The sequence below is a fragment of the Streptomyces iconiensis genome, assembly GCF_028657195.3.
Classification (GTDB): Bacteria; Actinomycetota; Actinomycetes; order Streptomycetales; family Streptomycetaceae; genus Streptomyces; species Streptomyces iconiensis.
The window spans coordinates 96,144-109,178 of the sequence record NZ_JANCPR020000024.1 but is presented as its reverse complement, the minus strand read 5'-3'; the positions used below and the strand labels follow the sequence as shown (position 1 = coordinate 109,178).

The 13,035-nt window shown below is 72.3% G+C and carries 7 protein-coding genes; 3 read left to right on the top strand and 4 right to left on the bottom strand.

Annotated elements, in window-relative coordinates; genetic code table 11:
• The first annotated feature begins 264 nt into the window (after window positions 1–264).
• Window positions 265–4,263: a type VII secretion protein EccCa gene (gene eccCa, locus NMN56_RS23695; RefSeq protein ID WP_274045822.1), complete on the top strand. Its 3,999-nt coding sequence runs from the start codon at window positions 265–267 to the stop codon at window positions 4,261–4,263.
• Window positions 4,264–4,520: 257 nt separating this feature from the next.
• On the opposite strand, the gene NMN56_RS23690 is transcribed toward eccCa, so the two are convergent.
• Window positions 4,521–5,735, bottom strand: coding sequence for a S8 family serine peptidase (locus NMN56_RS23690; RefSeq protein ID WP_274045711.1), 1,215 nt, complete (start codon window positions 5,733–5,735; stop codon window positions 4,521–4,523).
• Between the two features lie 278 nt (window positions 5,736–6,013).
• On the opposite strand from NMN56_RS23690, the gene NMN56_RS23685 reads away from it, so the two are divergent.
• Window positions 6,014–9,319: a right-handed parallel beta-helix repeat-containing protein gene (locus NMN56_RS23685; protein WP_274045715.1), complete on the top strand. Its 3,306-nt coding sequence runs from the start codon at window positions 6,014–6,016 to the stop codon at window positions 9,317–9,319.
• A 93-nt stretch (window positions 9,320–9,412) separates the two neighbouring features.
• Here the strand turns inward: NMN56_RS23685 and NMN56_RS23680 are convergent, their stop codons facing one another.
• The 3 genes from NMN56_RS23680 to NMN56_RS23670 form a co-directional block, all read right to left on the bottom strand.
• On the bottom strand, window positions 9,413–10,081 hold the full coding sequence (locus tag NMN56_RS23680; protein WP_274045717.1) for a YkgJ family cysteine cluster protein: 669 nt from the start codon (window positions 10,079–10,081) through the stop codon (window positions 9,413–9,415).
• Window positions 10,078–10,797, bottom strand: a complete 720-nt coding sequence (locus NMN56_RS23675; RefSeq protein WP_274045719.1) for a YkgJ family cysteine cluster protein — start codon at window positions 10,795–10,797, stop codon at window positions 10,078–10,080. Before NMN56_RS23675 ends, NMN56_RS23680 begins: the two co-directional genes overlap by 4 nt.
• A 146-nt stretch (window positions 10,798–10,943) precedes the next feature.
• Window positions 10,944–11,681 (bottom strand): FadR/GntR family transcriptional regulator, encoded by a 738-nt coding sequence (locus NMN56_RS23670; RefSeq protein ID WP_274045721.1) that lies wholly within the window; start codon window positions 11,679–11,681, stop codon window positions 10,944–10,946.
• A 313-nt stretch (window positions 11,682–11,994) separates the two neighbouring features.
• On the opposite strand from NMN56_RS23670, the gene NMN56_RS23665 reads away from it, so the two are divergent.
• Window positions 11,995–12,975 (top strand): dihydrodipicolinate synthase family protein, encoded by a 981-nt coding sequence (locus NMN56_RS23665; protein ID WP_274045723.1) that lies wholly within the window; start codon window positions 11,995–11,997, stop codon window positions 12,973–12,975.
• Window positions 12,976–13,035: the final 60 nt, after the last annotated feature.

Here is a 13,035-nt window from a genome sequence, read left to right as displayed (position 1 = left end):
CCGTAGTGAACGGAGGGCTGTGGGACGGGTGATGCGGTGTGCGGGGACGAACGGTGGGGGACACGGGTGATACTGATCAGTCACCATCGTATGCGTGTGCCACAGCGCGCCCGAACGGGTGCGCGTTCCTGGCCGTTTCCGTGAGCTGGTATACCGGTACGCAGAGTTGATTCCCGGTCGTCAGTGCGGACGCGTCGGCGCGCGCCCACCGACCGAGGGCGCCCACCGACGATGTCCCGCCCGTGAGGAGCCCTTTCGTTGAGTGTGGTCCTGTTCCGCCGTCCGGCGCGTCGGCGCGGCCCCGAGATGCCGGACGGCGAACTGACACTGCAGGAGCCCCCGACACTGCCCGAGACGGTGCCGGACAGTTCCGCGGTGTGGACGTATCTGCCCATGGCGCTGATGTCGGTGTCCATGATGCTCATGCTGATGAGACCCGGCATGGGCGGTGGCCGCGGCAGCCACTTCATGTATCTGGCCATGGGCCTGATGGTGCTGTCCTCTGCGGCCATGCTGCTGGGCCAGATGATGCGCAAGGCCAGCGAGCGCAAGCAGCGTCTGAAGGGTGAGCGCCGCGACTATCTGCGCTATCTGACCCAGCTGCGGCGCAAGGTGCGCGGCGCGGTGGTCGACCAGCAGAAGGCGCTGGCGTGGCGGCATCCGCCGCCCTCGGCCCTGTGGCAGATCGCGGGCACCACGCGGCTGTGGGAACGCCGCCCGCAGGACGAGGACTTCGGCGAGGTCAGGGTGGCCGTCGGGGAACAGAAGCTGGGCCTGCGGCTGACGCCCACGGCCACCACCCCCGTCGAGGACCTGGAGCCGCTGTCGGCCCACGCCCTGCGCAGCTTCATCCGGGCCTACTCCACCGTTCCCGAGCAGCCCATCGCCATCTATCTGCGGGCCTGGGCACGGGTGCTGTTCCGGGGCGACGAGGACCGCATACGCTCCCTGGCCCGCACGATCGTGGCGCAGCTCGTCACCTTCCACGCCCCCGACGACGTGTGGGTGGCGCTGTGTGTGTCCGACGAGCGGCGGGGCGAGTGGGAATGGGTGAAGTGGCTTCCCCACAATCTTCACCCACAGGAGAACGACGGCGCGGGCCCTGCCCGGATGTTCGTCTCGGCCTTCAACGAGCTGGAGGACCTGCTCGGCGCCGAGTTCCTGGAACGGCCGACGTTCGACCCGGAGGCGCCGCCCGGGCGCGAGGAGCCGTTCACCGTGATCGTGCTCGACGGGGGTTCCGTGCCGGCCCGGCACCGGGTGGACGGGGCCGGCTTCCGCAACGCCGTCGTACTGGACCTCACCGGCGCGCTGACCTGGCGGCCCGGGCGGGTCACGCTCCGGTTCGACGTCAGTGAGGACTCCTTCGGGCTGGTGCGCACCGACCGCGAGCGCAAGGAGCAGACCACCCGGCTCGGCTGCCCCGACACGCTGGGCACGATCGGCGCCACGTCGCTGGCCAAGCAGCTGGCCCCGTACCGGATGGGCAGGGGAGGCGGCGACTCCTCGGAACCGCTCTCCTCGGACGTCGAGCTGACCACCCTGCTGGGCATCTCCGACCTGTACCGGCACGACCCGCAGGCCCTGTGGAACCAGAGCACCGGGTCCAGCCGGCTCAAGGTGCCGATCGCGGTCGGCCCCGACGGCACCCCCGTGGAACTGGACATCAAGGAGTCGGCCCAGGGCGGCACAGGACCGCACGGCATGCTCATCGGGGCCACCGGGTCCGGCAAGAGCGAGCTGCTGCGCACCCTGGTGCTGGCGCTCGCGCTCTCGAACTCCTCGGAGACACTCAACTTCGTCCTGGTGGACTTCAAGGGTGGCGCCACCTTCCTCGGACTGGACGAACTGCCGCACGTCTCCGCGGTGATCACCAACCTCGCCGGTGAGGCCGCGCTGGTCGGCCGCATGCAGGACGCCCTGCACGGGGAGCTGATCCGACGCCAGGAGCTGCTGCGCTCCGCCGGCGGCTACACCTCGGCGCTGGAGTACGAGAAGGCACGGGCGGCCGGCACCCCGCTGGAACCGCTGCCCAGCCTGTTCGTCGTCGTCGACGAGTTCAGCGAACTGCTCTCGGCGCACCGCGAGTTCATGGAGCTGTTCGTCATGATCGGACGGCTCGGGCGCAGCCTCGGCGTCCATCTGCTGCTCGCCTCGCAGCGGTTGGACGAGGGGCGGATGCACCAGTTGGAGAGCCATCTGTCGTACCGCATCGGGCTGCGTACCTTCTCCGCCATGGAGAGCCGCGGTGTGCTGGGCGTCCCGGACGCCTACCAGCTCCCGCCGCAGCCAGGCAGCGGCTTCCTGAAGTCCGGCGTCGAGGCGCTGACCCGGTTTCGCGCCGCGTATGTCTCCGGCCCGTACCAGCAGCGGCGCAGCCGCGCCAACCAGGCCAGGGTGGCCAGCCAGACGGTGCCGTGGACGGCCGGCTATGTGGTGCCCCGCCAGCTCCCCGACGTTCCCGAACCCGAGCCCGAGCCCGAGGAGGAGAGCGGCGACACCCTGCTGTCCGTCGCCGTCGACCGGCTGCTCGGCGCCGGCCCGCCCGCCCATCAGGTATGGCTGCCGCCGCTGGATCTGCCCGCCACCCTCGACCAGGTGCTGCCGCCGCTGACCCCCGACCCGGAGCTGGGGCTCACCACCGTGGGCTGGCCGATGCGAGGACGGCTGACGGTGCCGGTCGGCATCGTGGACAAGCCCTTCGAGCAGCTCCGCGACCTGCTGACCATCGATCTGTCGGGCGTCGGCGGCCATGTCGCCATCGCGGGCGGCCCGCAGAGCGGCAAGAGCACCATGGTGCGGGCGCTCCTCACCTCGCTCGCCCTCACCCACACCCCGCGCGAAGTGCAGTTCTACTGCCTGGACTTCGGCGGTGGCACCCTGGCGCCGCTGGCAGGGCTGCCGCACACCGCCGGGGTCGCGGCGCGGCTGGACTCCGAGCGGGTGAGCCGGGTGGTCGCGGAGGTCACCGCGCTGCTGGCGGACCGCGAACGGTTCTTCCTCGATCACGACATCGACTCCATGACCACGTACCGTCAGCGCAGGGCAGCGGGCGAGTTCGCCGACCAGCCGCACGGCGACGTCTTCCTCGTCATCGACGGCTGGTCCACGGTCCGTCAGGACTTCGACCGCTACATCCAGACGTTCGCGTCCATCGCGGCGCGCGGCCTCAACTACGGCATCCACCTCATCGTGACCTCGGCCCGCTGGGTGGAGCTGACCGCTGCCGTACGCGACCAGGCGGGCACCCATGTGGAACTGCGGATGGGTGACGCGATGGACTCCCAGATCGACACCCGCCGCGCCGCCACCGTGCCGCGCATCCCGGGCCGGGGCCTGACCAGGGAGGGCAAGCTGCACTACCTCACCGCGCTCCCCCGCATCGACGGCGTGGAGTCGGCCGCCGACCTCTCCGACGGGGTCGCCGCCCTGGTGGCCGCGGTCAAGGAGAGCTGGCGTGGCCCGGCGGCCCCGAAGCTGCGGATGCTGCCGACGAAGCTGCCGGTACGGGAACTGCCGCCCGCCGGGGGTGACTTCCGGGTGCCGATCGGCCTGGAGGAGGAGCGGCTTTCTGTCGTCTGGCACGACTTCAGCGAGAGCCCGCACATGGTCGTCGTGGGCGACACCGAGAGCGGCAAGACCAACCTGCTGCGGCTGATGGCGAAGGCCATCATGGACCGGTACACGCCTGCCGAGGCGCGGATCATGATCGTGGACTACCGCCGCGATCTGGTGGAAGCGGTGCCGGAGGAGTACCGGCTGGGCCACGCGGTGTCCATGGACGCGCTGAAGGACCTCGTCGACGGCGCGGCGCGCGCCGTACAGACCCGGGCGCCGGGGCCCGACATCTCCCCCGGCCGGATGAAGCGGGCCGACTGGTGGTCAGGACCACGGCTGTTCGTCCTGGTCGACGACTACGACATGCTGGGCACCGGCATCGGCAACGCGCCCTTCGACCCGCTGCTCAACCACCTGGCCCTGGGCTGGGAGGTCGGCCTGCACCTCATCGTCACCCGGAGTGCCTCGGGCGCGGGGCGCGGTCTCAACGAGACACTCATACGCCGCATGCTGGAGGTCAACACCCCGGCACTGCTCCTGTCCTGCCCGCCCTCGGAGGGCTACCTGCTGGCCAACGTCAAGGGCAGGACCCTGCCCCCTGGCCGCGCCGTCCGGATCGCCCGCCGCAAGACGACGCAGGTGCAGACGGCAATGCTGGACGCCGCGCCGGACACGCCGGACACGGCGCCGCGGGGGGACACGTAGATCCTCGTCGACGGGTACGGGGCCGGTGCCGATACGGGTACCGGCCCGGTGCGCCGGGGCGGTCACGCGAGCCGGCCACGCGAGAGGGCCGTGCGAGACGGGCGGGCGAGCCAGCCGCGTAAGGCGGCCACGCGAGTCGGTCGCGCAAGGCCGTCACGCGAGGCCGTCACGCGAGTCGGCCGGTCACGCGAGTCGGCCGGTCACGCGAACGCACGGCTTCCCGGACGCGGTTCGCCTCCGTCGCCTCCCCAGGGGGGTCACGCGGCAGTGCCGGGCTCCTCCGGCTGGCCTCCGGGGCGCCAGCCCCGGGCCCGGCCGCGTGGGATCACCACCGCGGCGCCCGCCACCAGCAGCACCAGCATGCCGCCTGCGCCCGCGATCAGCAGGGCGCGGTTCAGCGGCTGGGGTGACGCCTGCGGCGGTATCTTCGCGGGCGGCGGGGAGGCCACGCCGCCCGGCTTGTCGGTGAGGACGGCGGTCAGCGCTCCGTACGGGTCCACCCGTGGCGGAACCGCCGGGTACGCCGCCGAGACGAGCTGACGGGACACCTCGGCAGCCGTCATCCGCGGGTTGCGCGAACGCACCAGCGCAGCGGCCCCGGCCACATTCGCCGCCGCGAGCGAGGAACCGGAGCCGATGTAGTGCCCCGATCCGCTCGGCCCGACGCTGACCACCGCGTCCCCGGGCGCCGCCAGATCGGCCCCCGCCACCTGCGGGGCGTTCTTCGGCCGGGTGCCGTCCGGGCCGTAGTCCATGACAGACAGCACCCCGGGCGCCGCCGCCGGCCAGTACCACGGCGCCGGTTCGGCCGTCTTGCCCGTACCGCGGTCCTGCGGCAGCGCGTCCGGGGCGAACGGGGCCACGACCAGGGCGTCCTGCCGCGTGGCGTACCGCACGGCGGCGGTCAGCTGCTTCCTGCCCGTGGGCACGGCGCGCGCCACGTAGACGACCTTCGCTCCGCCGTCGACCGCGGCCCTGATGCCCTCGGCGAGCTGATCCGCCGTCGGGTTGCCGCGCCGGTCGGTGCCGGACACCGCCAGGATGCGCGCGGCGGGCGCGGCGCCGGTCACGCCCACACCCTTCCGGGGCGCTGCGGCGATCAGCCCGGCGGCGAAACTGCCGTGCCCCACACAGTCGGTGCCCGCCCCGCCGGCCGCCGTGACCCGGCCCTTCAGCGCGGGGATGTCCGTACCGACCCCGGTGTCCACCACGCCGACGGTCACGCCGCCGCCGTCCGCCAGTGTCCAGGAACGTTTGAGCCCCAGGGCCTGCCGGGTCCACGGTTCCTGGCGTGCCGTCTCACCCGAAGCGCCCGTACACGGCTTGCCGGGCTCCAGGACGGTGGGCAGGGCCGGCAGTTGGACGGAGTCGGCCGCGGCGGGTGGTGTGTGGGCGGCCAGCGGCGCCGCGGTCAGCAGAGCGGCGGCCACCGCGCTCCGCACCGTACGGCGAGGGGAACGAGCACGTCGCATGGCGCGCAACGATACGCCCAGGCCATCGCCGCACGTCGACGTGCCCCCCGCGGCCAACGGGCGGGACGAACTCCCGTGCTCCGCCATGGACGTGGGCCGCTCGCCCACGGCCATGGGGCCACCGCCGGTCACCGCCACCGGTGTTGGAGGCACCTGGATGCCGGTGCCACGGGTCCCGTAGCCTTCGCGTGTCCGCACCACTCCCCCCGGCCTCCCAGCAGCCCGGATCCGGGCGCTGCGAGAGGGCGACAGCGGCATCACAACAAGGAGGTCCCAGCGTGTCACGGCAGTTGCTCACGGTCGGTCCGGACCAGCCGGAGGGCTTCCGGACGATCGGTGAGGCCCTTGAGAAGGCTCGCGCGGGAGCGGTGATACGCGTCAGGCCCGGCCGCTACCGCGAGAGCCTCACGGTCCGCACCCGTATCACCATCGCCGGTGACGGTGAGCGCGGCAGCGTCGAGATCTGCCCGCCCCGCGGCACGGCCGTGGTGCTCGTCGCGGACGCCGTGAAGCTCACCGACCTGACCCTGCGCAGCGGCAACGAGGATCTCCCCGTGGTGGACGCGCCCCGCGGCCAGGTGGCCATGGACGGCTGCACGGTCGTGGGCTCCGGCTGGACGGCGGTCCTGGCGCGCGAGGACGGCTCGGTGGCCATCCGGGACTGCCGGATCTCCAACCCCGAGGGCGCGGGTGTGGTGGACACCGCGCCCACCGGGAGCGTCGTCGCCGACTCCGTCTTCGAGCATCTGGGCACCTCGGCCATCGTCCTCGGCGAGCAGGCCCGCACCACCGTGCGCGGCTGCCGGGTGCGCGACGCCCAGGGCAACGGCATCCTCGCCAACGGCGAGGCGCAGGGCCGGGTGGAGGACTGCGAGGTGACCGCGACCGAGAAGCCCGCCATCGCGCTGGAGGGCAAGTGCTCGACCCAGGTGCTGCGGACCCGGGTGCACGACACCTCCGTCGGTGTGTACATCACCAGCAGCTCCCGGCCCGCTCTCGAAGAGGTCACGGTCACCGACACATCGGGCCCCGGCATCGTGCTCGCCGCCGGTGCCGACCCGGAGTTGCTGCGCTGCGTCACCTCCCGCACCAAGGGCAACGGGCTCGCCGTCACCGAGCGGTCCCGCGGCACCTTCCAGGACTGCGCCTTCGACTCGGCGGCCGGTCCCGCGATCCGCGTGATCGGCTCCAGCGCGCCGCTGCTGACCGGCACCACCGTGCGCGAGTGCGCCGACACGACCGCCTCCGTGCTGCTGGCCGAGGGCTCCTCGGCCGAGTTCGAGCGGCTGGAGGTGTCCGACGCCGCCGGTGTCGGCGTCTCCGTCCGCACCAACGCCAATCCGCTGCTGAGCCGGGTACGGATCGCCGGAGCACGCGGCCACGGCATAGAGGTGGCCGAGGACGGCCGCGGGCGGCTGGAGGGGTGCACGGTCGAAGACGCCGAGGGCGCCGGTATCCGCATCACCGACGGCGGGGCCCCGGATGTCCGCGACACCACGACGCGCAGGACGGCCCAGGCCGGTGTCTCGGTCGCCGCCGCCGGCCGCGGGACCCTCGTCGACTGCGAGATCCACTCCAGCGCGACCGCCGGCCTCCATGTGGAGAGCGGCGGCGACATCACCGCGCGCCGCCTCCACCTGTCCGAGGCCGGGGCGCACGGCGTCCTGATCGCCGAGGGCGCCAAGGCGACCCTGGAGACGTGCCAGGTCACCGGCAGCACGGGCGACGGCATCCGGGTGGACAGCGCCGAGACGGTCGGGATCGACCAGTGCACCGTGCGCGACAACCGCGGTGCGGGCCTCAAACAGTCACGGGCCAGTGACCGCCTCACCGTGGAGGGGCTGGACAGCAGCGGCAACGCGTTCGACGACGCCTGGGGCGAGGGCGTCGGCGCCGGCGGCACCGAGTCAGGGCACGCCGGCGGCGCCCAGGGGCCGACCGGCCCGCTGGAGGAACTGGAGTCGCTGGTCGGCCTGGCCGACGTCAAGCACCAGGTCCGCACCCTGATCAACCTCAACCAGCTCGCCCAGCGCCGCGCCAGCCTCGGCATGCCGGCCCCGCCGATGAGCCGTCACCTGGTCTTCTCGGGCCCGCCCGGCACAGGCAAGACCACCGTCGCGCGGCTCTTCGGCGGCATCCTCGCCGATCTCGGCGTGCTGCGCTCAGGACATCTGGTCGAGGTCTCCCGCGCCGACCTGGTCGCCCAGGTCATCGGTGGCACGGCGGTCAAGACCACCGAGGCGTTCAACGAGGCACTCGGCGGCGTGCTGTTCATCGACGAGGCGTACACCCTACTGTCGGACAGCAAGGGTTCGGGCTCCGACTTCGGCCAGGAGGCCATCGACACCCTCCTGAAGCTGATGGAGGACCACCGCGACGACGTGGTCGTCATCGCCGCCGGCTACACCGATCAGATAGCCACCTTCCTCGGCTCCAACCCCGGCCTGGCCTCGCGCTTCACCCGCACCATCGAGTTCGCCAACTACGCGGTGGACGAGCTGGTCACCATCACCCAGTCCCTGTGCGCCGCGCACCGGTACGAGCTGGACCCGGCCACCCTCGAAGCCCTCGCCCGGCGCTACGAACAGATGCCGCGCGACGCCACGTTCGGCAACGGCCGTGCGGCCCGCCGCCTCTTCGAGGAGATGGTGGACCGGCAGGCGTTCCGGCTCGGCTCGATGGACAACCCGGCCGAGGCCGACCTGTCGCTGCTGCTGCCTGCCGACGTCGCCGACGAGACGGCCGGCGGCGACACGGCGCGCAGCTCCCAGGACCTGCTGGCCGAACTCGACTCCATGGTCGGTCTCGCCGCCGTCAAGAGCGAGGTCACGGACCTGGTGAACCTTTTGGACGCCGCCCGCCGGCGCCGGGCAGCCGGCCTGCCCACCCCGCGGATCAGCCACCATCTGGTCTTCTCCGGCCCGCCAGGCACAGGTAAGACCACCATCGCCCGCCTCTACGCCGACCTGCTGCACTCCCTGGGCGTGCTGAAGACGGGCCAGCTCGTGGAGGTGGCCCGCGCCGACCTGGTGGGCCGGTACGTGGGACACACCGCGCAGCTCACCAAGGAGGTCTTCGAACGCGCCTTCGGCGGTGTGCTGTTCATCGACGAGGCGTACACCCTCACCCCTGAGGGCTCGGGCTCCGACTTCGGCCAGGAGGCCGTGGACACGCTGCTGAAGCTGATGGAGGACCACCGCGAGGACGTGGTCGTCATCGCCGCGGGCTACACCAGCGAAATGCGGCGCTTCCTGGGCTCCAACCCGGGCCTGGCTTCCCGCTTCAGCCGCACCGTGGAGTTCGAGCACTACTCCGCCGAAGAGCTGGTCACCATCATGAACATGTACGCCTCCCACTCCGGCTACGACTGCCCGGAGGAGACCCTGGAGGCGCTGCGCGGCTACGTGGAGCTGATCCCGCGCGACCGGTCCTTCGGCAACGCGCGCACAGCGCGCCAGCTCCTGGAGTCGATGATGACCCACCAGGCCCGGCGCATCGGCACGATGACCGCACCCGGCCTGGAAGACCTGCGCCTGCTGCTCCCCGACGACCTCCCGGCGTTCTCCTCACAGCCCGCCGGCTGACCTGTACGCCCGCACCGCCCGTGCGGCATGCCGTCGCACGGCCGGTGCGGCACGTTTGACGACATGCCGCACCGGGAGCCGGTCAGCGCCGGATCAGACGGAAGCGCGCGCCGACGTGCCAGGCTGCTCAGGCACGTCAGATCGCTCAGACACATCAGGCTGCGCAGGCTCGTCCGGCTGCTCGGTCGGCTCCGGCTGCTCGGTCGGCTCCGGCTGCTCAGGCGCCAGAACGAACGCGTAGAACGCGTCCTCCGACAGCGTCCGGTGCCCGCGGTCGACGCGGGCGTTCCACTGCTCCGCCATCCGCAGGTGCTCGCGCCAGGCCGCCCGGTTGCGCAGGATGCTCCCGCGCAGCGCGGGCAGGTCCATCGCCGTGAGGTTCCACGAGTCGGAGTCGCCGCACAGGGTGCTGTCGCGGATGGAGATCGTGTTCCCCGTCAGCGCCGCCGGGAAGTTGGCGCAGACCCCCGGGCGGTGCGCGTACGCGCCGCAGCGCGCATGGCCGGGGGCGATCTCCATCAGGAACACGCACCCCTCGGTGACCGGCCGGTGGCGGAGGCGGAGGTCGTACAGCGGGCCGCCGGGCCTGAACCGGAAATCGCCGTCCTCCTTCTCCTTGAGGGTGACGAACTCCCGCGGGTGCAGCGCCATCCCGGTGGCCAGCCTGCGCACGTCGGCCAGGGTCACATTGACGGTGTACTCCCGGCAGCAGCGCCCCTTGCAGGACGCGCAGCCGGCCAGACCGCTTCCCTCGGCGCTCATGCGACCACCTCCTCCGGCCAGGGCGCACCGGCCTCCCGGGCCGCGTGCGCCTCCAGCAGATACCGTTGGAAATCCTCGACGCCGGGCGGTTCATCGGCGTCCTCAGCCAGCGCGTTCCAGCGCGCGACGGTCTCGAACCACTGGTCACGGTCGGCGGCCCACCGCCGTTCCGCCCACGCCAGCCCCGCCGCGTCGAGCGGCCTTCCAGGCGCCCCTGGCCCACCGTGGTCCCCGCCCGCTGCCTCGTCCCCTGCCCCGTTCTCTTCCCCGTTCCCTTCCCCGTCCTCTTCCGGGCCCGGCGCACCGTCGTGGCCGGTACCGCGGCCGGGGACGGTGGGGAACATGCGGCAGGACAGCGGCGCCAGTTCACCCAGCCCGCAGCGTCCTGTGCCCTCGGAGGTGAGGATGTGGAAGACGCAGCCGTGGGCGGCGTTGGCGATCCTGACGTTCACCCGGCGCCGCGCGTTGTCCAGTACGACCCCGGTCGGGTCGTTGGCGGCGGCCGGCGCTGTCTGGGTGAAGTGCCACGGTTCCAGGGCGAGGGTCCGCGAGATGCGGACGATGTCAGCGCCGGTGACCACGCGCGGGCCGCGGTAACAGAGGCCCTTCGCCCGGGAGGACTGCCACTGCCCGTCGACACCCGGCGTGCTGTCCGCCGTCGCCCCGGTCGCCCCGGTCGGCTCGGTCAGCTCGGTCGCATCGCTCAACTCGGCCACAACAGGGCCCCCTTACTTCCGCTGACGGGCCCGGCTCGTCCCAGCTGGCCGCCAGCGAGCGTAACCGATCACGTGTCCGGAAACCGCCGCGGGTCGCTCCCCCGCTGCCCACAGCCACCTTCCCGCGTTCCGCCCCCCTCCACGGGTCAGCCCTTGGCCTCTGCCGGCGGGAGCAGCTTCTCGTGGTTGCTCCGGGCGGCCGTGGGCTCCAGCCGCCTCCTGATCCCGTCGAAGTGCCGGTGCATGGCCCGCGCGGCGCGTGCGCCGTCACCGGCGGCGACGGCCTCGACGATCTCCCGGTGATCAGCGCATGTCCGCACCGGTTCCTGATGGCGGTCGTCCAACTCGTCCCGCACCCGGTCCATCGCCGCCCAGAAGGCGTCAAGTACCTCGCTCAGCAGATGGTTGTCGAGCGAGCGGTAGAGCGCGAGGTGGAAGGCCCGGTCCGTCGCGCGCGTGACCTTTCCCTTCGCGGCCTCCTGCTCCATCGTCCCGACCAGTCCGCGCAATATCTCAAGGTCCTCGTCCGGCAGATCGGCGGCGACGCTCTCTATCACTCCCGCCTCCAGCGCCTCACGCACCTTCATCAGCTCGTACAGACTCGGCTCGCCCTGCTGGTGCCGTACGGCGGCGCGGAACGCGAGGCCGTCGACGAACGGCGTAAGGGACAGCGAGCCCACGAACGTGCCGTGTCCGCGCCGGGTTTCCACTATCCGTACGGCCTGGAGCGCCTTCAATCCCTCCCGGACCGAGACCCGTCCGACGTCGAACAGGTCCATCAGCTCCGACTCGGTGGGCAGGGGATCGCCGGGGCCGAGCCTCCGGTTCAGGATCAGTTGCTTGATCTGGCCCTGAACGTCCTCGGACATCGTGTTGCGCGGCACCGATCCGCTCCTTCTCGTCGCAAACCCTTGACCTCTGACGGTCGCCGCGGACTATGGTGACCGCGACATAGGACATCAGACATCCTATAGGTCGGGGGCCGTACGGGACCGCCGGTACCGACGTCCCGAGGCCCCGTAGCCCCGTAGCCCCGTAGCCCCGAAGTCCCATGTCCCGAGGCCCCGTAGCCCGGACCGTCCCGCGGTCCGGACGTCCCCCGTGCGTCACCGCCCCACTGCCCCACCGCCAGACCACCCCACTGCCCCACTGCCCCACTGCCCGACCGCCCCACCGCCCCACCGCAGGAGCCCTCCCATGGCACTCAACTCCCCGCTGCACGGCGTCGTCCCGCCTGTCTGCACCCCGCTCGACGGCGACGGAAGCGTCGACACCGCCTCCCTGACCCGGCTCGTCGAGCACCTCGTCGACGGCGGCGTGCACGGCCTGTTCGCGCTCGGCTCCACCAGCGAGGTCGCGTATCTCACCGACGCACAGCGCCGCACCGCGCTGGAGACGGTCGTCCGGGTGGCCGCCGGCCGCGTGCCCGTTCTGGCCGGGGCCATCGACACCACCACGGCGCGCGTCGTCGAACACGCCCGCGCGGCGGCCGAATCCGGCGCCGACGCCCTCGTCGCCACCGCCCCCTTCTACACCCGCACCCACCCCGTCGAGATCGCCGGGCACTTCCGGCGCATCCGCTCGGCGGTCGATCTGCCGCTGTTCGCCTACGACATCCCCGTCTCCGTGCACAGCAAGCTGCCGGCCGCCCTCGTACGGGGTCTCGCCGAGGACGGCACGCTCGCCGGGCTCAAGGACTCCAGCGGCGACGAGGGCGGACTCCGCCGCCTCATCGTCGAGTTGGGCGGAGCCGCAGCGCGCACCGCGGCGCGTGAAGCGGCCGGAGCCGCGGGCAGTCCGGGCTTCAGCATCCTCACCGGCGCCGAACTCACCGTCGACGCGGCCCTGTTGGCCGGAGCCGACGGCGTCGTTCCCGGCATCGGGAACGTCGACCCCGCCGCCTACGTGCGCATCTACGACGCCGCACGCGCCGGCGAGTGGGCGCTCGCCGCGAAGGAACAGGAGCGGCTCGTCGCCCTCTTCTCCCTCGTCGACGTCGGCCCCGAGCCCGACATGGGCCGCAGCTCCTCGGCCCTCGGCGCCTTCAAGGCCGCCCTCCAGCTGCTCGGCGTCATCGCCTGCCGCGACACCGCGTTCCCGCAGGTCCAGCTCAGCGACGACTCCGTCGAGCAGGTCGCCGAGCGGCTGCGCGCCGCCGGTCTCACCCCGCTGCGATGAACGGTGCGCCAACGGCCGTACGCGCACAGCGCTCGACGGTGAACCCGGCCCGCCCCCTGG

What these genes read in the sequence shown, in the direction of transcription:
- NMN56_RS23690 (WP_274045711.1), bottom strand. Translation starts at nt 5,735, where the DNA reads ATGCGACGTGCTCGTTCCCCTCGCCGTACGGTGCGGAGCGCGGTGGCC.
- NMN56_RS23665 (WP_274045723.1), top strand. Translation starts at nt 11,995, where the DNA reads ATGGCACTCAACTCCCCGCTGCACGGCGTCGTCCCGCCTGTCTGCACC.
- NMN56_RS23680 (WP_274045717.1), bottom strand. Translation starts at nt 10,081, where the DNA reads ATGAGCGCCGAGGGAAGCGGTCTGGCCGGCTGCGCGTCCTGCAAGGGG.